Source organism: Nocardia sp. NPDC057227 (assembly GCF_042669725.1).
In the GTDB taxonomy this organism is placed as follows: Bacteria; Actinomycetota; Actinomycetes; order Mycobacteriales; family Mycobacteriaceae; genus Nocardia; species Nocardia asteroides_A.
The window spans coordinates 276,876-297,221 of record NZ_JBHUXA010000003.1 but is presented as its reverse complement, the minus strand read 5'-3'; the positions used below and the strand labels follow the sequence as shown (position 1 = coordinate 297,221).

At 73.6% G+C, this 20,346-nt stretch carries 18 protein-coding genes; 12 read left to right on the top strand and 6 right to left on the bottom strand.

All coding sequences use genetic code 11. From position 1 onward, the window contains the following. The first annotated feature begins 83 nt into the window (after positions 1-83). From ACFUJ1_RS07245 to ligA, 5 genes are all read left to right on the top strand, one after another. Positions 84-2,237 carry a WD40 repeat domain-containing serine/threonine protein kinase gene (locus ACFUJ1_RS07245; RefSeq protein ID WP_378643556.1) on the top strand — a complete coding sequence of 718 codons (2,154 nt, stop codon included), beginning with the start codon at positions 84-86 and terminating at the stop codon, positions 2,235-2,237. 33 nt (positions 2,238-2,270) lie between these two features. Continuing rightward, a complete protein-coding gene (locus ACFUJ1_RS07240; protein ID WP_378643554.1) occupies positions 2,271-3,500 on the top strand; it encodes a cysteine desulfurase family protein in 1,230 nt (409 codons plus the stop codon). Continuing rightward, the gene (mnmA, locus tag ACFUJ1_RS07235; protein ID WP_378643552.1) at positions 3,500-4,600 is read left to right on the top strand and encodes a tRNA 2-thiouridine(34) synthase MnmA; all 1,101 of its coding nucleotides are present in this window, start codon (positions 3,500-3,502) and stop codon (positions 4,598-4,600) included. The genes ACFUJ1_RS07240 and mnmA overlap by 1 nt, the downstream gene beginning before the upstream one ends. Beyond that, complete coding sequence (locus ACFUJ1_RS07230; RefSeq protein WP_378643550.1) at positions 4,597-5,637, top strand: methionine synthase; 1,041 nt, start codon at positions 4,597-4,599, stop codon at positions 5,635-5,637. Before mnmA ends, ACFUJ1_RS07230 begins: the two co-directional genes overlap by 4 nt. Before the next feature lie 142 nt (positions 5,638-5,779). Next, positions 5,780-7,870 carry an NAD-dependent DNA ligase LigA gene (ligA, locus tag ACFUJ1_RS07225; protein WP_378643548.1) on the top strand — a complete coding sequence of 697 codons (2,091 nt, stop codon included), beginning with the start codon at positions 5,780-5,782 and terminating at the stop codon, positions 7,868-7,870. Here the strand turns inward: ligA and ACFUJ1_RS07220 are convergent. Next, positions 7,867-8,250: a hypothetical protein gene (locus ACFUJ1_RS07220; RefSeq protein WP_378643545.1), complete on the bottom strand. Its 384-nt coding sequence runs from the start codon at positions 8,248-8,250 to the stop codon at positions 7,867-7,869. The two genes, ligA and ACFUJ1_RS07220, sit on opposite strands and share 4 nt — an antisense overlap. A 125-nt stretch (positions 8,251-8,375) precedes the next feature. Here ACFUJ1_RS07220 and ACFUJ1_RS07215 point away from each other — a divergent pair, with 125 nt between their 5' ends. Further along, on the top strand, positions 8,376-9,587 hold the full coding sequence (locus tag ACFUJ1_RS07215) for an ATP/GTP-binding protein (protein ID WP_378643543.1): 1,212 nt from the start codon (positions 8,376-8,378) through the stop codon (positions 9,585-9,587). Positions 9,588-9,617: 30 nt separating this feature from the next. Further along, positions 9,618-9,941 (top strand): hypothetical protein, encoded by a 324-nt coding sequence (locus ACFUJ1_RS07210; protein ID WP_378643541.1) that lies wholly within the window; start codon positions 9,618-9,620, stop codon positions 9,939-9,941. On the opposite strand, the gene ACFUJ1_RS07205 is transcribed toward ACFUJ1_RS07210, so the two are convergent. Next, entirely contained in the window at positions 9,938-10,585 is a 648-nt protein-coding gene (locus ACFUJ1_RS07205; RefSeq protein ID WP_378611012.1) for an amino acid-binding protein, read from the bottom strand. The genes ACFUJ1_RS07210 and ACFUJ1_RS07205 overlap by 4 nt on opposite strands. Positions 10,586-10,838: 253 nt before the next feature. Here ACFUJ1_RS07205 and gatC point away from each other — a divergent pair, with 253 nt between their 5' ends. Then, a complete protein-coding gene (gatC, locus tag ACFUJ1_RS07200) occupies positions 10,839-11,138 on the top strand; it encodes an Asp-tRNA(Asn)/Glu-tRNA(Gln) amidotransferase subunit GatC (protein ID WP_378611011.1) in 300 nt (99 codons plus the stop codon). Next, positions 11,135-12,607 carry an Asp-tRNA(Asn)/Glu-tRNA(Gln) amidotransferase subunit GatA gene (gatA, locus tag ACFUJ1_RS07195; protein ID WP_378643538.1) on the top strand — a complete coding sequence of 491 codons (1,473 nt, stop codon included), beginning with the start codon at positions 11,135-11,137 and terminating at the stop codon, positions 12,605-12,607. The genes gatC and gatA overlap by 4 nt, the downstream gene beginning before the upstream one ends. Positions 12,608-12,666: 59 nt before the next feature. Here the strand turns inward: gatA and ACFUJ1_RS07190 are convergent, their stop codons facing one another. From ACFUJ1_RS07190 to ACFUJ1_RS07180, 3 genes are read right to left on the bottom strand one after another with little or no spacing between them, the layout of a single operon-like run. Further along, positions 12,667-13,113, bottom strand: coding sequence for an SRPBCC family protein (locus tag ACFUJ1_RS07190; RefSeq protein WP_378643536.1), 447 nt, complete (start codon positions 13,111-13,113; stop codon positions 12,667-12,669). Between the two features lie 21 nt (positions 13,114-13,134). Beyond that, on the bottom strand, positions 13,135-14,481 hold the full coding sequence (locus ACFUJ1_RS07185; protein ID WP_378643533.1) for an alpha/beta-hydrolase family protein: 1,347 nt from the start codon (positions 14,479-14,481) through the stop codon (positions 13,135-13,137). Continuing rightward, positions 14,478-15,164, bottom strand: a complete 687-nt coding sequence (locus ACFUJ1_RS07180; protein WP_378643531.1) for a hypothetical protein — start codon at positions 15,162-15,164, stop codon at positions 14,478-14,480. Before ACFUJ1_RS07180 ends, ACFUJ1_RS07185 begins: the two co-directional genes overlap by 4 nt. A gap of 216 nt (positions 15,165-15,380) precedes the next feature. Here ACFUJ1_RS07180 and ACFUJ1_RS07175 point away from each other — a divergent pair, with 216 nt between their 5' ends. Together ACFUJ1_RS07175 and ACFUJ1_RS07170 are read left to right on the top strand one after the other, a co-directional pair. Further along, the gene (locus ACFUJ1_RS07175; RefSeq protein ID WP_378643777.1) at positions 15,381-16,550 is read left to right on the top strand and encodes a sensor histidine kinase; all 1,170 of its coding nucleotides are present in this window, start codon (positions 15,381-15,383) and stop codon (positions 16,548-16,550) included. A gap of 53 nt (positions 16,551-16,603) precedes the next feature. Beyond that, the gene (locus tag ACFUJ1_RS07170) at positions 16,604-17,266 is read left to right on the top strand and encodes a response regulator (RefSeq protein ID WP_378643529.1); all 663 of its coding nucleotides are present in this window, start codon (positions 16,604-16,606) and stop codon (positions 17,264-17,266) included. A 4-nt stretch (positions 17,267-17,270) separates the two neighbouring features. Here ACFUJ1_RS07170 and ACFUJ1_RS07165 read toward each other — a convergent pair whose 3' ends face one another. Then, positions 17,271-18,113, bottom strand: coding sequence for a hypothetical protein (locus ACFUJ1_RS07165; RefSeq protein WP_378643526.1), 843 nt, complete (start codon positions 18,111-18,113; stop codon positions 17,271-17,273). Between the two features lie 265 nt (positions 18,114-18,378). Between ACFUJ1_RS07165 and ACFUJ1_RS07160 the strand changes: the two genes are divergently transcribed. Continuing rightward, positions 18,379-20,346, top strand: a complete 1,968-nt coding sequence (locus ACFUJ1_RS07160; protein WP_378643524.1) for a serine/threonine-protein kinase — start codon at positions 18,379-18,381, stop codon at positions 20,344-20,346.

Genomic DNA, 20,346 nt, shown 5'->3' with positions numbered 1-20,346 from the left:
AAACGGTCTCGAGCGGGCAGAGCCCGGATTGCGGTAACTTTCAAGCATCGGGCGGGGATCGGCGAGGAGAACAAGGGAAGCTGGTGGCTCTGCGGGTAGGCGATGTCTTCGCCGGATTCGAGATCGAGGGGGAGCTCGGGCGCGGCGGGTGGGGCGTCGTCTACGCGGTACGCCACCCGCGCATGAAGCGGGTGGTCGCGCTGAAGATCCTGCAGGGTGACCTGGTCGCCGACCGGGAGGCGCACGCCGCGTTCGATCGCGAAGCCGAGCTGGCCGCGAGCCTCGACCATCCGAACATCGTCCCCGTCTACGACCGCAGCGCTGCCGACGATCCGCTGCTGTGGCTGGTCATGCGCTACATCCCGGGCGGGGATGTCGCCGGACTGCTCCGCCGGAACCCGGGGGGAATCGCACCGCCGCTGGCAGTGGACCTGATCACCGACGCCGCCGCCGCGTTGGACTACGCCCACCGGCAGGGCGTGCTGCACCGCGATGTGAAACCGGCCAACCTCATGCTGGAGAACGATCCCCGCAACGGGCTGCGCGCGCTGCTCACGGACTTCGGAATCGCCCGCGCGGTGAACAGCACGGCCACCCTCCGCTCGCCGCTCGGCACCCTCGCGTACACCGCGCCGGAGCGCTTCTCCGGCGCCGTCGTCGACCACCGCACCGACATCTACTCGCTGGGCGCCACCCTGTACCACCTGCTCACCGGCAGGCACCCGTTCCCCTACGCCGACTCGGTCGCGCTCATGGGCGCGCATCTCACCGAGCCGCCCCCGGCCCCCGGCCGAATCCGGCCGGAGCTGCCCCGGCAGCTCGACACCGTGATCGCGGTCGCCCTGGCCAAGGATCCCGCAGGCCGATACGCCACGTGCACAGCCCTCGCGCACGCGACCCGGGATGCCCTTCGCGCGCTCCCACCGTCCGCGCCCGCGAGACCATCGGCGTCCGCGCCGTCGCCGACCCTCGCGCGGCGCCTCGCCCCCACCGAGGTCCGGCATCCACTGGCGACCGCGCACCGCGTTCCGGAGCAGGCGCCGCGCGAACGTCCCGTCGTGGCCCCGCCGCAGGGGCGAAGCGGGAGTTCGGCCGCGGCACCGGTCCCGGAGTCGCCGCCGGTTCCCGAGACACCGCCCAAACGCCGCCGTCGACGGAAACCACCGGAACCGGCTGTCGGTCAGAGCTCACGGGCGGTACCGCCGCCTGCACCCGAACCGGCCCCGCCGAGCACCGCCCCCGAATACTCGGCAGGCACGGACTTCGACGTGCTCACCGGGCACAACGGGCCGGTGTTCGCGGTGGTGTTCAGCCCGAACGGCAAGGTTCTCGCCACCGCCAGCGAGGGCAGGAAGGTTCGATTGTGGAACGCGCACAGCCGCTTTCCGATCGGTCGTCCCCTCACCGGGGACCCATTCCGGGCGACGGCGACGGCGTTCAGCCCGGGCGGCTCGCTGCTCGCCACCGCGGGCTTCAGCCTCGGGGACGCCGAGCCGAAGGTGCTCCTCTGGAATCCGTGGAGCCGGGAACCGGTGGACCCGCCGCTCGTCGGCGCCGCCGATGAGCGGTTCGTGGCACTGGCCTTCAGCCCCGGCGGTGCGCTGCTGCTCGCCACCGCCGGTTTCGCTCAGGAGGAGAGCGTGCCGCGGGTGCGGTTGTGGGACGTCCGGACCCGTCGGGCGGTGGGCGGGCCGCTGATCGGCCACACCGACGCGGTGTCCACGGTGGCGTTCAGCCCCGACGGTGCCGTGCTCGCCACGGCCGGTGCGGATGCGACGGCGCGGCTGTGGGATGTCGGGACCCGTCGGGCGGTGGGCGGGCCGCTGCTCGGTCACACCGGAGCGGTGTCCGCGGTCGCGTTCAGCCCCGATGGGGAGTTGCTCGCTACCGCGGGCGAGGACGGGACCGCTCGGTTGTGGGACGTCCGGACCCGCGCGGCGGTGGGGCGGCCGCTCACCGGCCATACCGATGCGGTCTCCGCGGTCGCGTTCAGCCCCGACGGCGAGTTGCTCGCCACCGCAGCGAGGGATGCGACGGCTCGGTTGTGGGACGTCCGGACCCGTGCGGCGGTGGGGCGGCCGCTCACCGGCCATACCGATGCGGTGTCCTCGGTCGCGTTCGGCCCGGACGGGGAACTGCTCGCCACCGCGGGCCACGACCGGAAGGTGCGGTTGTGGAAGTTGGCCGAGGTGCGCCGGGGGTGGCGCGAATCGGCGGCGGCGGCCAGCGGGGAATAAGGAGCGGAACGGGGCCGCTATCCTTTGATGGTCATGAAGTCGGCTTGCCCGGGCACCCCCTCGCACGCGGTGCCCAAGACGGTCTACCTCGATCACGCGGCAACGACACCGATGTACCCCGCCGCCCTCGAGGCGATGACCGCTGCCCTCGGCCGGGTCGGAAACGCCTCCTCGCTGCACGGATCGGGGCGGGCGGCGCGCCGGATGCTGGAGGAGGCGCGGGAGTCGATCGCGGCGGATCTGGGCGCCCGGCCGTCCGAGGTGATCTTCACCTCGGGGGGTACCGAGAGCGACAATCTGGCGATCAAGGGCATCTACTGGGCGCGGCGGGATGCCGAGCCGCGGCGGCGCAGGATTCTGGTCGGCGCCACCGAGCACCACGCGGTGCTGGACGTGGTGGAGTGGCTGGAGCGGCACGAGGGCGCGGAGGTCACCTGGCTGGCGGCGGACGGCGAGGGGTTCGTCACTCCCGCGGTGCTGCGGGCGGCGCTGGACGAGCAGGGCGACGAGGTCGCGCTGGTCACGCTCATGTGGGCGAACAACGAGGTGGGGACGATCGCGCCGATCGCGGAGCTGACGGCGGTGGCGCGGGAGTTCGGCGTTCCGCTGCACAGCGACGCGGTGCAGGCGGCGGCGCAGCTGCCGATCGACACCGGTGCCGTCGGGCTGGCCGCGGCGAGCTTCGCGGGGCACAAGGTGGGCGGGCCGCACGGGGTCGGCGTGCTGCTGCTCGGCAGGCAGGTGCCGTGCGTTCCGCTGCTGCACGGCGGCGGGCACGAGCGGGACCTGCGCTCCGGCACCTCGGATATCCCGGGTGCGGTCGGGCTGGCGGCCGCGCTGCGGCAGACCGCGGCGGAGCTGCCCGCGCGCAGCAAGGAGCTGGGCACGCTGCGCGACGCGCTGATCGAGGGGGTGCGGGCGGTGGATCCGGAGGCGGTGCTGAACGGTCCCGCCGGTGAGCTGCGGCTGCCGGGGAACGCGCACTTCACCTTCCCCGGTTGCGAGGGCGATTCGCTGCTCATGCTGCTGGACGCGGCGGGCATCGAGTGCTCGACCGGCTCGGCCTGCACGGCCGGGGTCTCCGGGCCGAGTCACGTGCTGGTGGCGATGGGGGTCGAGCCGTGGCAGGCGCGCTGCTCGCTGCGCTTCTCACTCGGCCACACCTCCACCGCCGACGATGTGCAGACGCTGCTCACGGTGTTGCCGGGAGTGGTGGAGCGGGCCAGGGCGGCCGGGCTCACGAGCGCGAAGGGAGCGTACTGATGCGGGTTCTCGCCGCGATGAGCGGCGGTGTCGACTCCGCGGTGGCGGCGGCGCGCGCCGTCGACGCCGGGCACGACGTGGTCGGGGTGCACCTGGCGCTGTCGGCCACCCCGGGCACGCTGCGCACGGGGTCGCGGGGCTGCTGCTCGAAGGAGGACGCCGGAGACGCCAGGCGGGCCGCCGATGTGCTCGGGATTCCGTTCTACGTGTGGGATTTCGCGGAGCGGTTCAAGGAGGACGTGATCGACGACTTCGTCGCCTCCTATGCCGCGGGTGAGACGCCGAATCCCTGCCTGCGCTGCAACGAGAAGATCAAGTTCGCGGCGCTGGCCGATCGTGCGGTCGCGCTCGGCTTCGACGCGGTCGCGACCGGGCACTACGCGCGACTGGCGGACGGGGTGCTGCGGCGGGCCGTCGATGCCGACAAGGATCAGTCGTATGTGCTCGCTGTGCTCACGGCGGCGCAGCTGAGCCGGGCGATGTTCCCGGTCGGTGATACGCCGAAGCCGGAGATTCGCGCGGAGGCCGCCGCGCGCGGGCTCGCGGTGGCGGACAAGCCGGACAGTCACGACATCTGCTTCATTCCGTCCGGCGATACCAGGGCGTTCCTCGGGGCGAAGATCGGTGTTCGGCCGGGTGCTGTGGTCGATGCCGACGGGCGCAAGCTCGCCGAGCACGAGGGGGTGCACGGGTTCACCATCGGGCAGCGCAAGGGGCTCGGGTTGCCCGGGCCGGGGCCGGACGGGAAGCCGCGGTACGTGACCGGGATCGATCCGGACTCCGGTGAGGTCCGCGTGGGCTCTGCCGAGGAGTTGCAGGTGTGGACGGTTCGTGCCGAGCGGGCGATCTGGACCTCAGGGGCCGCGCCCGACGGTGCCATCGACTGCGTTGTGCAGGTGCGCGCGCACGGCGGGACGGCACCCGCGGTGGCCGAGGCGACCGACTCCGGGCTCACCGTGCGGCTGCGCGAGCCGCTGACGGGTGTGGCGCGCGGGCAGGCCGCGGTGCTCTACCGGCCGGACGGCGCCGGTGACGAGGTCATCGGCAGCGGAACCATCGCGGGGACCGACAGCACCGCGCCGCTGGCAGGCGCCCGGTGAGCGCCGCCGTCGAGGCCGCGCTGCGCGGCGGGGTCGCCACGGGAGTCGGCTCCTGGCCGGGGACGGATCCGCGGGAGGCGGCGGCCACCGTGGTGGGGGAGTTGCCCGGGTTGGCGCATCTGGTGGAGTTGCCCGCGCGCGGGGTCGGGGCCGATCTGCTCGGTCGCGGGTGCGCGTTGCTGGTGGATCTGCCGTTCGACAGTACGACCCGCGGGTACCGGTTCGCGGCGCGGCCGGGTGGGGTCGCGCGGCGTGCCCATGATCTGTTGCGCACCGATCTGGACGCGCTCGAGGAGGCGTGGGAGAAGGCGGGGGCACCTGGTACGGGGCGGCCGGTGAAACTACAGGTCGCGGGGCCTTTGACGTTGGCTGCCGAGGTCGAGTTGGTGAACGGGCATCGGGTGCTCACCGATCCCGGTGCCCGGCGGGATCTCGCGGAGTCGCTGGCCGAGGGGCTGGCTCGGCATGCCGCCGAGGTCGGTAAGCGGTTGGACGCGCCGGTGGTGCTGCAGCTCGACGAACCGCTCGCCGGTTCGGTGCTGGAGGGTTCGCTGCGGGGGGTGAGTGGGCTGGATTCGGTGCGCGCGCTGCCCGAGCCGGAGGCGTTGGAGCTGCTCGATACCGTGATCCGGGCGCAGGGTGCGCCGGTGATCGTGCACAGTTGCGCCGAACCGCCGCCGCTCGGGCTGTTTCGAGCGAGCGGTGCTGCCGCGCTGGCGATCGACGTCGCGCTCTTGCGCACCGCCGACCTGGACGGTGTCGGTGAGACGCTGGATGCGGGGAAGCTGGTGGTTCTCGGGCTGGTGCCGAGTGCGGAGCCGGCGGGTGCGCCGGGGTGGCGGGAATTCGCTGAGCCAGGGGCTCGGCTGGTCGACCGGCTCGGGTTCTCGCGGCGCACCCTGGCGGAGCGGGTGCTGGTCAGTCCGGCCTGTGGGCTGGCGGGCGCGACGCCCGAGTGGGCGCGCCGCGCGTTGGATCTCACCGCTGATATCGCTCGCGCCTATACCGAGGAGCCGGAGACGCTCGGTGCGGAGTAGGTCCGTGTACGCGTAGGTCGCCTGCTTCGCGCTCGACTGATTCTTCGCCTTGCGATCGGCTGAGAACCTCGGCGTCCTGGTTCGCGTCGACGTGCGGCGGTGCGTCCCGGACAGGTCATACCCCTGGACTATCGTGCCAGTTGTGACCGAACCCGAGGCCCCCGCTCCGGCCACGGCCGAGGAGCAGCGCGCTTGGCAGCAGCTCGCGGACGAGGTGCGTGAGCACCAGTTCCGCTACTACGTGCGGGACGCGCCGATCGTCACCGACGGCGAGTTCGACACGCTGCTGCGCCGCCTCGAAGCCATGGAGGAGGCACACCCCGACCTGCGCACCCCGGATTCGCCGACGCAGCTGGTCGGCGGCGGTTTCGCCACCGACTTCACCCCGGTGGACCACCTGGAGCGCATGCTCTCGCTGGACAATGTCTTCGACCTGGACGAGCTGCGCGCCTGGGCGGGCCGGGTGGAGGCGGAGACCGGGCCCGACCTGCACTACCTGTGCGAGGTGAAGATCGACGGCGTCGCGCTGAACCTGGTCTACCGGGACGGGAGGCTGGAGCGCGGCGCCACCAGGGGCGACGGCCGCACCGGCGAGGACGTCACGCTGAACGCGCGCACCATCGACGACATCCCGCACGTGCTCACCCCGAGCGAGACGTTCCCGATTCCGGAGCTGCTGGAGGTGCGCGGCGAGGTCTACCTCCGGCTCGAGGACTTCGCGACGCTCAACGCCGCCATCGTCGCCGACGGCAAACCGCCGTACGCGAACCCGCGGAACACCGCCGCCGGTTCGCTGCGGCAGAAGGACCCGGCGGTCACCGCGCGGCGCGGGCTCCGGATGATCTGCCACGGCCTCGGCCGGATCCGCGGCTACGCGCCTGCTTCGCAGTCCGAGGCGTACGACGCGCTGGCCGCCTGGGGGCTGCCGGTCTCCCCGCACACCCGGCGGGTGCGCGGGATCGACGCGGTGATCGAGCGGGTCGCCTACTGGGGTGAGCACCGGCACGACATCGAGCACGAGCTGGACGGCCAGGTCATCAAGGTCGACGAGGTCGCGCTGCAGCGCAGGCTCGGCTCCACCTCGCGCGCGCCGCGCTGGGCGATCGCCTTCAAGTACCCGCCGGAGGAGGCGACCACCACGCTGCTCGACATCAAGGTGAACGTCGGCCGCACCGGGCGGGTGACGCCGTTCGCGGTGATGGCGCCGGTCTCGGTCGCGGGCTCGACGGTCTCCATGGCGACGCTGCACAATGCCGCCGAGGTGGTGCGCAAGGGCGTGCTGATCGGCGACACGGTCACCATCCGCAAGGCGGGCGACGTGATCCCCGAGGTGCTCGGCCCGGTGGTGGACGCAAGGCCGGCCGACGCGCGTGCCTTCGAGATGCCGACGCACTGCCCGGAGTGCGGGACGCCGCTGGCCCCGGAGCGCGCGGGCGACGCCGACATCCGCTGCCCGAACACCCGCTCCTGCCCGGCCCAGCTGCGCGAGCGGGTCTTCCACGTGGCGGGGCGCGGCGCTTTCGACATCGAGGCGCTCGGCTACGAGGCCGCGATCGAGCTGCTGCGCTCCGGCGCCATCACCGACGAGGGCGACCTCTTCGACCTGGACGAGCCGCGGCTGCTCGGCACCCCGCTGTTCGTCAACAAGAACGGCAGCCTCTCCGCCAACGGCGGGCGGCTGCTGGAGAACCTGGCGGCGGCGAAGGATCGGCCGCTCTGGCGGGTCCTGGTCGCGCTGTCGATCCGGCACGTCGGGCCCACCGCGGCGCGGGCGCTGGCCGCCGAGTTCGAGACCATGGAGCGGATCGAGGCCGCGACGCTGGAGGAGCTGGCCGCCGCCGACGGTGTCGGCCCGACCATCGCGGCCGCGGTGGCCGAGTGGTTCACCGTGGACTGGCACCGGGCGATCGTGGCCAAGTGGCGCGCCGCCGGGGTCCGGATGGCGGACGAGCGGGACGCCGGAATCGAGCGGAATCTGGCCGGGCTGTCGATCGTGGTCACCGGCTCACTCCCCGGCTTCTCCCGGGACGAGGCGAGGGAGGCGATCCTGGCGCGCGGCGGGAAGGCGGCCGGGTCGGTGTCGAAGAAGACGGCGTTCGTCGTGGTCGGCGAGGCGCCGGGCAGCAAGGCGGCGAAGGCGGAGGAGCTCGGCGTGCCGATCCTGGACGAGGACGGCTTCCGCACCCTGCTCGCGGACGGGCCGGACGCGGTGCGCCCGCCCGCGGCGGACTAGCTGACGGAGACGGTGACGCCGGTGGTGCCGCGCGGGTCGAACTTGGCGCAGTGGTTGTTGCTCAGCTCCACCGTGCGGCGCTGCTTCTTGCGCTCGCTCTGCACCTCGACCACGACATTCGAGCCGCTGTTCGAGCAGACCTTCACCACGGCGGGGCTCAGCCCGTAGCCGGTGCTGCCGGTCTGGCAGGTGTAGGTCGAGTCGTGGAAGAAGATCCGGGCATTGCCCTCGGCGCACTCGAAATCGGCCTTCGCGTCCGGGGCGGCGAGCACCAGCCCGAGCGCGACGGCGGCGACCGCGCAGCCGCCGGCGACGAAGCGCACCGCGGCGGTATCCGGCCGCGGCGCGGCAACGGCGGTGACGGCAGCATTTCGATTCATGGGGCGACCACCTGTTCGCAACGGGTCCGGCAGGATGCAGCCACGGGAGCGGCACCGGCCGTGGCACCCGGGATGCTACCCCGCCCGGCCTTCGCCCGCCGGGCGCAGGCTGCGACGATAGCCCGATGCTGCGCAGTTTCCTGGTGACGAACCACAGGTCGCTGGCCGACCCGCAGGAGCTGCGGCCCGCCCGCGGCAGCGGCCCGGTCGCGGTGCCGGTCACCGGGATCACCGGCGCGCCGGCCGCGGGAAAGTCGAACCTGATCGACGCGCTGGACCGCATGCGGGACGCGGTGCTGCACTCGGTCACCGGCTGGGACCCCTACGCGGGCCCGCCGCGCACCCCGCACCCGGCCTTCGCGGAGCGGCCCACCGAGTTCGTCGCGGGCTTCGTCGCCGAGGGTGTGCCGTACAGCTACGGCTTCCGGCTCACCGACGCCGAGGTCGCCGCCGAGTGGCTGCACACCCACCCGCGCGGCCGCAGGCGCATCGTCTTCGAGCGCGAGGGCGAGCAGGTGCGGATCGGGCCGACGTTCGAGGCCGCGCGGTTCGGCCTCGGCGCGCTGGTCCCGCTGGTCCGGCCGAACGCGCTGCTGCTCGCGCTGGCCGGGCAGCTGAACGCGGAGGCGCTGGTGCCCGCCTACCGCTGGTTCGCCGCGCTGCTCGAGGTGCAGCGCGGCCCGCTCGACCCGGCGGCGGTCGCGCTGCGGCTCGGCGGCTACCTCTCCAGGGAGCCGCGCGGCGCGGTCCGGCTGCTGGAGCTGGCGGGCGAGGCCGGGCTCGGCATCACCGATCTGCTGCTCCCGGAGCCTGACCCGCGCTACGCCGAGTACCTCGCCGAACTCGACCGCGATCTGGCGGGCGGCGCCGAACAGCTCGAGCTCTGCGCGACCCGCCCCGGCCACGCCGACCTGCTGCTGCGGCAGCACGGGCTCACCGAGACCGCGCTGGCCAGGGAGCTCACCGCGCTGCGCGGCGCCCGCGACGCGCTCTTCGCCCGGATGGCGGCGCGCTCCGGCCCCGGCGTCCGGCTGCTGCACGCCGGGATCGACGCGCCCTTCGCGCTCGCCGACGAACCGGCGTCGGCGCTGGCGCTGCTGCGGCTGCTCCCCGCCGTGCTGGACGCCATCGATACCGGCCGGGTGCTCGCCGTCGACGAGCTCGACGCCGCGCTCCCCGCCGCCACCGCGCAGCGCCTGATCGGGCTCTTCCGCGCCCCCGAGATCAATTCCCGTGGCGCCCAGTTGATCTTCACCAGCCGCGAGCCGCTCGACACCGGGCGCGGCTGGACCATCCGCCGCACCGAGCACGGCACCAGCGAGCTCGCCGCCGACTGAGCGCCCGGATTGCCCGGTACGGTGGGTGGTGTGCTGGAGTTCGCGATGCTGCTGATCATGGCGGCCACCCTGGTCGCGCTGGTGGTGCTCTACCGGCGGGGCAGGCGCGGCATGCCGATCGCCGAGCCCGAGCGGGGCTCGCTCCACATCACCGGGGTGAGCCCGCGGCCGGAGGCGTTCGGCGAGCAGTTCGTCACCGTGACCGGGAATCTCACCGGGCCGGGTGTCGCGGCTACGCAGGTCTACCAGCGGCTGGTGTGGGACGGTGCCTACTGGCCCGCCATCGGCGACACCCTGCCGGTGATCTACCCGGCAGGCAAACCGGACCGCTGGCAGATCATCAAGCCCGGTTAGAGCACCCCGGCGACGATCCCGGCCAGGTAGCCGAGCCGGGCGACCTCGGAGGGGCGGAAGTCCGGGCCGCCGGGGCGGCCGAGCAGCAGCGCGCGACCGTGGTGGCCGAGCGGCGCGGCGGCCAGCTTGGTGTCCATGTCGCGCCAGATCTCCGGCACCCATTCGGATTCCGGGTCGAGCACGGTCGGCTTGTCCAGCGGGAGCCACGGCGCGGAGCCCGCCTGGGTCTGCGGCGCGCTCTGGCTGCCGACCACCCGGTAGGCGCCCTGCAGCCCGGTGTCGATGATGGTGCTCCAGCCGACCCGCAGCACCCGGGGGACGCCGTCGACGAGCACCTGCAGCCGGTCGTCGCGCGCGCTCGCGACCTGGTCGATGAGCTCCAGCTCGCGGTGCGTGTCGAGCAGGCCGGAGTAGGGGCGGATCGAGTCCACGATGACGTCGCCGATCGACTCGGCGGCGGTGATCAGGGTGTCCGGGAGCGCGTTGGGCGGAACGTCGACCACCAGGTCGTCCACGGCGAACCCGGCACCGCGCTCGACCACGTCCAGCGAGATGATGTCGGCCCCGACCGATCCCAATGCCAGCGCGAGTGCACCGAGGCTTCCCGGGCGATCCGGAAGTTGCACGCGGAGCAGGTAAGACACGCGCGTTCCTTTCCTTGGTAGCCGAGGCTCTGTACGGATACCCGGGTCACGCAATACTTACACCCGTGGGGCGCGGTTATCGACCCGAACTCGGCGCAGTGACGTACGCCACAGTCGATTTCACGCCGGGGCCGGGGCGGGGGAATCCGCCCGGCCGCGCGGACTAGGCTGTAGCGGTCCGTCGCCCCCGGCGCCACGTGCCGGGGACGACCTGCTCGAACCCACCATCACCGACGCCGAAAGGGGTCCCGCGGTGCCCGCCATCTCCCGCGACGAGGTCGCACACCTCGCCCGGTTGTCCCGGCTCGCGCTGTCCGACGACGAACTGGATCAGTTCGCCGGACAGCTGGACTCGATCCTGAGCCACGTGCGGACCATCTCCGAGGTGGCCGCCGCGGACGTCCCGGCCACCGCGACGCCGAACCCGGTCGCCAATGTCACCCGGTTGGACGAGGTGCGGCCGTGCCTCACCCCGGAGCAGGCGCTCTCCGGCGCGCCCGCCGTCGAGGAGCAGCGCTTCCTGGTGCCGCAGATCCTGGGGGAGGGCGAATGAGCGACGCCACGCAGCTCTCCGCCGCCGAGCTGGCCGCGAAGATCCACGCCCGCGAGCTCTCCTCCGAGGAGGTCACCCGCGCGCACCTGGATCGGATCGCCGAGGTGGACGGCGAGTACCACGCCTTCCTGCACATCGCGCCGGAGGCGGCGCTGGCCGCCGCCCGCGTGGTGGACGCGAGCCTGGCCGCAGGCGCGGAGCCCGCCTCGCCGCTGGCCGGAGTCCCGTTGGCGCTCAAGGACGTCTTCACCACCACCGACATGCCGACCACCTGCGCCTCGAAGATCCTCGATGGCTGGATCTCGCCGTACGACGCCACGGTGACGGCCAAGCTGCGCGCCGCTGGCATCCCGATCCTCGGCAAGACCAACATGGACGAGTTCGCCATGGGCTCCTCCACCGAGAACTCGGCCTACGGCCCCACCCGGAATCCCTGGGACACCACCCGGATTCCCGGCGGCTCCGGCGGCGGCTCGGCGGCGGCGCTCGCCTCGTACCAGGCGCCGCTCGCGATCGGCACCGACACCGGCGGCTCGATCCGGCAGCCCGCCGCGGTCACCGCCACCGTCGGCACCAAGCCGACCTACGGCACCGTCTCCCGGTACGGCCTCGTCGCCTGCGCCTCCTCGCTGGACCAGGGCGGCCCGTGCGGTCGCACCGTGCTCGACACCGCGCTGCTGCACGAGGTGATCGCCGGGCACGACCCGCGCGACTCCACCTCCCGCGACGTGCCGATCCCGGCCGTGGTCGCCGCCGCCCGCGAGGGCGCGCGCGCCGATCTCGCCGGGGTGAAGGTCGGCGTGGTGCGGGAGCTGCACTCGGACAGCTACCAGTCCGGCGTGCTCGCCTCCTTCGACGCCGCGGTCGCGGTGCTGAAGGAGCTCGGCGCCGAGGTGATCGAGGTGTCCTGCCCGCACTTCGAGTACGGGCTGTCCTCGTACTACCTGGTCATGCCGTCCGAGGTCTCCTCGAACCTGGCCCGCTTCGACGCCATGCGCTACGGCCTGCGGGCAGGCGACGACGGCAAGCACAGCGCCGACCAGGTGATGGCGCTGACCAGGGCGGCCGGGTTCGGCCCCGAGGTCAAGCGGCGCATCATGCTCGGCACCTACGCGCTCTCGGCCGGGTACTACGACGCCTACTACGGCCAGGCGCTCAAGGTGCGCACGCTGATCGCGCAGGACTTCGACCGCGCCTACGAGCAGGTCGACGTGCTGATCTCGCCGACCAGCCCGTTCACCCCGTGGAAGCTGGGCGAGAAGGTGGACGACCCGCTCGCCATGTACCTCTCCGACCTCTGCACCCTGCCCACCAACCTGGCCGGGCACCCGGCCATGTCGGTGCCGTCCGGGCTCAGCGCGGACGACGGCATGCCGGTCGGGTTGCAGATCATGGCGCCCGCCTTCGCCGACGACCGGCTGTACCGGGTCGGCGCGGCGTACGAGGTCGCGCGCGGGCCGATCGCCTGACGGCGGGTCCGCCCGCGCGCCGGGCGGTGCCCCGTCGACCGCGGGTCGGGCGCGCGATGTCAGCCTGCGTGGAGCGTCTCCGCGCGGGTCTTGACGCCATCGGTCATGCCGCTGAAGCCGCGGCGCAGGTCGGCGCCGAGCAGGGTGGCGACGAGCGGGTGCAGCCAGCCGTTCAGCTCGAAGTGCGAGGCGTAGCGGGTGCGCCCGGCGTCCAGCGCGGTCACCGTGTGCGAGCGCAGGCTGTGCATGGCACCGAGCGGGACCGGCTTCATCCGGTAGGCGAGCGTGCTGCCTGGAGTGTGCTCGACGATCCACTCGCGCTGCCTGCGCGGTTTCGCGCCGCGGAGCCGGACGTGCATGTCGATGGGGTCGCCCGGCTCCAGGGTGCTGCGGCACTCCGGGACGAAGGGGTTCCACTCGCCGTAGCGCGGCAGGTCGGTGACGACGTCCCAGACCAGTTCGGCGGGGGCGTCGATCTCGACGACGTGATCGAGGACGAAGGCCATGCGGCGAAACTAGAACAAGTTTCACTTCGGGGCAAGGTGCGCGGTGCAGTCGCCGAGTGCGGTGCCCTGGTCGGTGCCGTAGCGGTGGCCGTGGCCCGCGGGGGCGTCGAGGGCGCCGAGCAGGTCGGCTCCGGTCTGCAGGAAGGACAGCACCGGCTGCCATTCGGGGACCGGGGCGTCCGGGCGGGTGGCGGTGAGATCGGGGCGGTGCCAGAGCAATCGGGGTGACCAGTGCACGACCGGGTCGGAGCGGTTGGCGAGGACGGTGGCGCCCGCGCGATGCACCGCGCCCGCGGGCGGGCCCGCCCACAGCACCGCGCAGGTGCGGCGCTGCTGGTCGGCATCGTCGGCGAAGGCGGCGCTGCCGCCCCAGGCGCCGAGGCTCTGGCCGTAGACGTAGAGCCGCGGCGGGTCGGGGAGCGCGGCCAGCTCGCGCTCCAGCGCGGTGAAGAGGGCGCGCGCGGATTCCGCCGCCCGCTCCCGGCCGGTGACGAAGGTGACCCAGCTCGGTGCGGCGGAGTACTGCAGGGCGACGACCGCGACATCGCCTGCGAAGCGGGTCTCCATGCCCTGCGCGGCCCTGGCGTCCAGCCAGCCGGAGCCGGTGGGGACGGCGAGCACGAGGTGGCGGCGGGCGAGGCCGCCGGTGCGCCGCAGTTCGCGCAGCGCGAGGGTGACTCGGTCGTCCAGGGTGGGGGCGGAGTCGAGGCCGATGTAGACGCGGACGGCGTCGGCGCTGCCGTCGGCGACGAAGCGGCGGCCCTGGGCGCCGAGGGAGTCCCACGGGACGGTCGAGTGCGCGGAGCCCGAGCGGGTGTATGGGAGCGGTGCATTCGGGCTCGCCACGGCCTGCGCGCCGTGCGGCAGCGGGACCAGGACGGCGGTCGCGACGCCGAGCGCGAGCGCGCCGACCGCGGCGCGGCGCGGGGCCAGGCGCACGCCGCGCACGAGCAGCGCCGGCGCGGTCAGCAGCGCGGTGCTGAACAGCGCCCAGAGCGCCCAGTGCACCGGGGTGATCGGGGGCGCGTCCATGGCGGTGCGCAGCGTGTTCTGCCACAGCCCCGCCGCCGCGCAGCCGACGAGCACCGCGCACGCCGTGAGCGCGAGGACCGCGCCGCGATCGGCGACCTCCGACGGGTCGCCGGACGTGCTGCCGCGGTGCAGGACCACCCGTGCGGCGCCGAGCGCGAGCGCGACGAGCAGGGCGGTGAGGACCGCCTGGGTGAGCGGGCTGCGGGGCAGCAGGCCGGGGGCCAGCGAGGCCACGACGGCGAACCCCGTTGCGAGCGTGGTGGTCACGCGCGGCAGCGCGTCGGCGCGCGCGGGGAGCGCCACGGCGACGACCCGCGGGGCGCGGTCGACGATCACGGCCGTGCCCCCGTACCGTGCGTCTTCCCGCGGCGGGAGAAGCGCAGCGCCACCGCGCCGGAGGCGAGCACCCCGGCCCCGGCGAGCATGCCCGCGTTGTTCCCCTCCGGGTCCGGCACCGTCACCCCCTCGACCACCGGGACCCCGAAGTCCTGCCTACGCGAGTTGGCCCGGACGAAGGCGCTCGCCACGTCGGCCATGAAGTGGCAGCGGGTGCGGGAGAACTCGTCCGGGCGGACGTCGCAGGCCCGGTGCATGTGCGCGGTGAGCGCGGCGTCCAGGTCGCGGCGCGCCCACGGACCGAGCGGGCCGCCCCGCTGGTCGGCGAAGCGCAGCAGGTCGTAGCCGAGATCGTGGCCCTTGCACGGCAGTTCGAACTCGGCGGGCAGCGTGACGGGGGAGGAGCAGTCGCCGTCCGGGCGCACGACGAGGCCGTCGAGCAGGGCGGGCCGGTAGCCGAAGTGCTCGGGGAATCCCTGCGGCACGGCGATGTCGAGCTCGTCGGCGCTCAGCGCGAGCACAGCGGCGGCCGCGTCGGTGTCCTCGGCGGGCACGGGCGCGCTGGCCGCCGATTCGCCCGCGGTGAGCGTCAGGGCGGGGGCGACGACGAGGGCGAGCACCGCCCCGGTCGCGGTGACCGCCGCGAGCCGCCGATGCGGGGTGCTGCGCTTCCATCTGCTCATGCCGGTCGACGCTAGGGACGCCGGCCCGGTCGTAACCTCCCGCTCGGGTGGTTTCCCGCACCGGTTCCGGTGGGGGAGCGGATCGGGGGGCCCGTACCCGGGTAGGGGGGTTGCGTCATCCGCCGGAGTGAGGACAGTCTCCTCCGGAGTTCCTACTGTCGAGGTCATGAGGGAAATCAGGGTAACCGCGCGGCGGAGCGCGGCGTGAAACGGCGGATGCGGGGTATCCCCGCGAAGCTGTGGGTCGACGCCTGCACCGCGGTCGTCGTCGTCACCTTCTACTCCGTGGCCTGGCCGACGCTGCACGTCACGCATGTGGTCACGCCGCCGGTGCAGCCGTTCCTGGCCGCGCTCGCCGCCTTCCCGATCCTGCTGGTGCGGGTGAATCCGGCGCTGGGCTGGGCGGTCTCGGCGGGCTCCGCGCTGCTCATCGCGGCGGCGGTGCCGCACCAGCCGGGCAGCGACCTGCCGTTCCAGGTGGTGCAGTTGATCTGCCTGATCGTGCTGCTCTTCGCGGTCGGGCTGCGCGCGCCGCTGCCGCTGGTCGGGGTGGCGTGGTTGGCGACGTCGCTGCTGGTCGGCGCGACCATGCCCGGTCCGGGGGCGGAGCTGGGCTGGCCGCTCGGGTTCGGCGCGCTCGTCCTCTTCGCACTGCTCATCCGCTGGCTGGTGCTCTCCCGGCGGCAGCTCTCCGCCTTCGAGGAGGAGAACGAGCTGGAGCGGGCCAGGCGGGCCATTCTGGAGGAGAAGGCCAGGATCGCCCGCGACCTGCACGACGTGGTCGCGCACCACATGTCGCTGGTCGTGGTGCAGGCACAGACCGCGCCGTACCGGGTCGATGGGGTGAGCGCGGGGGCGCGCGCCGAGTTCGAGTCCATCGGCGCCACCGCGCGCGAGGCGCTGAACGAGATCCGCGGCATGCTCGGCGTGCTGCGCAGCGACGGCCAGCTGCCCGAGCACGCGCCGCAGCCGACCGCCGCCGACCTGCCCGCCCTGCTCGACGCCACCCGGCGGGCCGGTGTGCCGCTCACCTGGACCGTGCAGGGCGAGCTGAGCGGGGTGCCGGAGACGGTCGGGCTCGCGCTCTACCGGATCGTGCAGGAGTCGCTGTCGAACGCCTCCAGGCACGCGGCCGGGGCCGATGTGCAGGTGGACGTGGTGTGCGGCACCGAACTCGCGGTGTGGATCGGCAACGGGCCGGGAACGCCGGGCCCCACCGGGAACGGCGGGCACGGAGTCGCCGGGATGCACGCCCGCGCGGTCGCCGTCGGCGGCGAGCTGGTGGCGGGGGCACGCCCCGGCGGCGGGTACGACGTGCGGGCGCGGCTTCCGCTCGCCGCGGGGGTGACGGTGGTGCCGCAGCCGGCGACGCTCGGGAAGCGGTGAACCGGCACCCCCGGAAACGGGGGCGCGCACCCCGGGGCAATTAGGGTGGGCGCGTGGCAATAACGGTGCTGATCGCCGACGACCAAGCGATGGTGCGGCAGGGGTTCGGCGCCCTGCTCGCGGCCCAGCCGGACATCAGCGTGGTCGGCGACGCGGCCGACGGGAGGGCCGCGGTGGCCGAGGCCGCCCGGCTGCGCCCGGACGTGGTCCTGATGGACGTCCGCATGCCGGAGATGAACGGCCTCGATGCCGCCCGCGCGATCCTGGCCGCCGGGTTCGACCCGCCGGTCCGGGTACTGATGCTGACCACCTTCGATATCGACGACTACGTCTACGAGGCGCTCGGCATCGGCGCCAGCGGCTTCCTGCTCAAGGACGCGCCCGCCGAGGAGCTGGTGCGCGCGGTCCGGGTGGTCGCCGAGGGGGAGGCGCTGCTCGCCCCGACCGTCACCCGCAGGCTGATCGCCGACGTCACCCGCCGCCGGGCAGGCCGGGTCAAGCCCGCGCCGCACCTGAAGCAGCTCACCCCGCGCGAGCGCGAGGTGCTGGAGCTGGTCGCCCGCGGCATGTCGAACACCGAGATCGCGGAGACGCTCTTCGTGGCCGAGCAGACGGTGAAAACCCATGTCTCGAAGATCTTCTCGAAGCTGAACCTGCGCGACCGGGCGCAGGCCGTCGTGCTCGCCTACGAATCGGGCCTCGTCACCCCGGGGTGAGCGCTCAGTGCGGGCAGCCGCCGCTCGGCAGCGTCCCGATGTGCCTGGCCAGCAGCTGGGCCAGGGTGTCGAGCAGCGCGGTGCCGTCCTCGTAGCTGCCGGAGTCGGCGCGCGCCGCCATGGCGACCGCGACCCGGCCGGTGACGGTGCCGACCGTGCCGAACTGGCGCACGGTGTACTCGCCGGTGTCGTCGTCCGGGCCCCAGCCGCCCTTGAACTGGGCGGTCGAGAAGCGGCCCAGTCCCCAGGACTGGTCGGGGGTGACCGACCCCATCAGCGCCGTCACCATCTCGCTGCCGGAGAGGCAGGGCAGCTCGGCGGCGAATGTGGCCTGATCGGTCAGGCTCCACTCGGTGCTGCCGTAGGAGGAGCCGTCCAGTTCGGGGTGTGTGACGGCGGTGCCGGTGGCGGAGTGCCCGGCCTCGTCGAGCACCTCCTGCACTGCGGCGCCCGCCTCGGCGTCGTCGCCGAGCTGCTGCCACAGCTCCCACGCGGCGTCGTTGTCGGACACCGTGATCGCGGCCTCGGCCGCCTCGTACGCGGCCTCCGAGTCCCTGCGCAGCGCGGCCAGCGCCAGCGGGACCTTGATGGTGGACCAGGCGACACCCGAGGTCCAGTCACCGAGCACCGTCATCCGGCCGCCGCCGACCGGCAGCACCGCCAGCCCGACCTGGCCGGGGAGATCCTCCTCGAGCCGGTTGAAGTCCGCCACCAGCGCGTTCGGGCGATAGGTGACCCTGGCCCGCCAGTCCGCGGCGCCGGTCTGCGTGGCCACGGTGACCGGCGAGGAATCGGTTCTGCCGGAGAGCAGCGCGCACGAGGAGCTCACCAGGACGACGGTCACCATCAGGGTCCGGATCGACCACCCGGCTCCGCGCCGTAGTCGCCCGGGGCCACCGGCCCGCCACTTCGACCTCACAACGCGCGTCCTCCCCACCACCAACTGCCACCCGCGTAGTGCGTTCGATCTCCGGCGGTGCACGACAAGCCATTCGACAACTCGCGGGGCACGCCCCGCGGAATCAGTTTCACCGATTTTCGCTCGAAACCGAAACTCCGTGGTGGTGGGGGCTGCGGGTAGGCTCTCAGCCTGGGTGTCACCGGAAGGGGGCGTGTTGCTGGAGCGCGGTGAGGTGTTCGCGGGATTCAGCGTGGAGCGGCTGCTCGGCGCGGGCGGCATGGGCTCGGTGTACCTGGCCAGGCAGCCGAGGATGGACCGGCTGATCGCGCTCAAGCTGCTGAACCGGGAGCTGTTCACGCACACCGAGGTCAGGGCGCGTTTCGAGCGCGAGGCCGACCTGGTGGCGCAGCTGGACCACCCCTCGATCGTCGCGGTGTACGACCGCGGCACCGAGGACGGGCAGCTCTGGATCTCCATGCAGTACGTGGACGGGGTCGACGCGGGCGCCGTCGACGTCACCGAGCTGCCGCCGGAGCGCGCGGTGCAGATCATCGAGGGCGTCGCGGCGGCGCTCGACTACGCGCACAGCATGGGCATCCTGCACCGGGACGTGAAGCCGGGGAACATCATGCTGGCCCGCTCCCAGGGCGGGCAGGGCGAGCGGGTCTTCCTCACCGACTTCGGGATCGCCCGGCTGCGCGAGGACTCCACGCACCTCACCCAGGACGGGATGTTCACCGCCACCCTCGCCTACGCCTCGCCGGAGCAGATGACCGGCAATCCGCTCGACCACCGCACCGACCAGTACTCCCTCGCCTGCGCGCTGTACTGGCTGCTGCTCGGGATCGGGCCGTTCGACTCGCCCAACCCGGCGGACATCATCCACGGGCACCTCAACCTGGTTCCCGCGCCGATCGCGCCGCGGCGGCCCGGGATCGCGCCCGCCATGGACCTGGTGATCGCCAAGGCGATGGCGAAGCATCCGGCGCACCGGTACGGGAGTTGCGGGGAGTTCGCCGCCGCGGCGCGGGCGGCGTTGAACGCGCCCGTGAGCGGTGGTCTCGCCGCGGTCGCGCCGGTCGGCGCGCCGGGAGCACCGAGCGCGGCTCAGGGTGCTCCGATACCGCCTAACGCGCCCGCGCCGATACCCGCCGCTCATCCACCCAACGCCCCCGGTGTGGGAGCGGTGCCGCCCGGAAAACCACCACCGAACCCGCCCGGCGCGCCGCAAGGTGCTCCTCCGCAAGGCGGACCTCCGCAGGCCGGACCTCCGCAGGGCGGTCCGCCAGCCGGACCTCCGCAGGCCGGACCTCTGCAAGGCGGTCCGTCGGCCGGACCTCCGCAGGCCGGACCTCCGCAAGGTGGTCCGTCGGCCGGACCTCCGCGGAACGGGAACGGCGGCGCGCTGCCGCCCGGACCCGGTCACGGGATGACGCCCGGCCCGCGTCCCCCGCGGCGGCGGGGCGGGGGGCGTCGGATCATCGGCACCCTGCTCCTGGGCTGGCTGGTGGTCGTCGTCGTGGCCCTGCTGGTGCTGGTCGGCATCCTGTTCGTGGTCCTGCGCACCGACGGCGACGAGGGCTCGTCGACCACCCAGGGCCGCGCGATCGCCCCGACCCCGGCACAGACGACGCAGACACCGCAGACGGCGACGGCGGAGGCCGACCCGCTCGCGGTGAGCCGCCGCGCCTTCCCGCGGCTGGTCCCGGCGGGCAGGGACGCGGACGGCACCGGGTACCTCGGCGCCCGCTGCGTCCTGGTCACCCCGGACGAGGACCGGATCCGCTTCGAGGAGCTCGCGCTGAGCACCGGCACCTGGACCCGCGCCTGGCGCTGCGACCGCGACGGCACCGACCCCGGCTCGCTGAGCTACGTGGTGCTGCAGTTCCCCGCCCCGGCCGCGGCCCGCGCCGTGATCGACTCGCTGCCCGCGCACACCAGGTCCGTCGAGCGCAAGGAGGGCGCCCCGGTCACGCTGCACCGCTGGCTCCGCCCCGACCCGGCCGGCCCCTTCACCCAGCCGAAGAGCACCGCCAGGCTGATCGTGAGCTTCGGCGACGACCCGCAGCGCTCGGCCTTCCTGATCTCCGTCGCCAACCACGGCGAGGCGAGCGGCACCGGCCCCGGCCCCTCCGCGCAGGCCGTCGTCGACGACTGGTGGGAGGAGGCCCCGCTGTAG

Coding starts and splice junctions, on each gene's coding strand:
- ACFUJ1_RS07240 (WP_378643554.1), top strand. CDS start 2,271: ATGAAGTCGGCTTGCCCGGGCACCCCCTCGCACGCGGTGCCCAAGACG.
- mnmA (WP_378643552.1), top strand. CDS start 3,500: ATGCGGGTTCTCGCCGCGATGAGCGGCGGTGTCGACTCCGCGGTGGCG.
- ACFUJ1_RS07220 (WP_378643545.1), bottom strand. CDS start 8,250: ATGAATCGAAATGCTGCCGTCACCGCCGTTGCCGCGCCGCGGCCGGAT.
- ACFUJ1_RS07215 (WP_378643543.1), top strand. CDS start 8,376: ATGCTGCGCAGTTTCCTGGTGACGAACCACAGGTCGCTGGCCGACCCG.
- gatA (WP_378643538.1), top strand. CDS start 11,135: ATGAGCGACGCCACGCAGCTCTCCGCCGCCGAGCTGGCCGCGAAGATC.
- ACFUJ1_RS07190 (WP_378643536.1), bottom strand. CDS start 13,113: ATGGCCTTCGTCCTCGATCACGTCGTCGAGATCGACGCCCCCGCCGAA.
- ACFUJ1_RS07180 (WP_378643531.1), bottom strand. CDS start 15,164: ATGAGCAGATGGAAGCGCAGCACCCCGCATCGGCGGCTCGCGGCGGTC.
- ACFUJ1_RS07175 (WP_378643777.1), top strand. CDS start 15,381: ATGCGGGGTATCCCCGCGAAGCTGTGGGTCGACGCCTGCACCGCGGTC.
- ACFUJ1_RS07165 (WP_378643526.1), bottom strand. CDS start 18,113: ATGGTGACCGTCGTCCTGGTGAGCTCCTCGTGCGCGCTGCTCTCCGGC.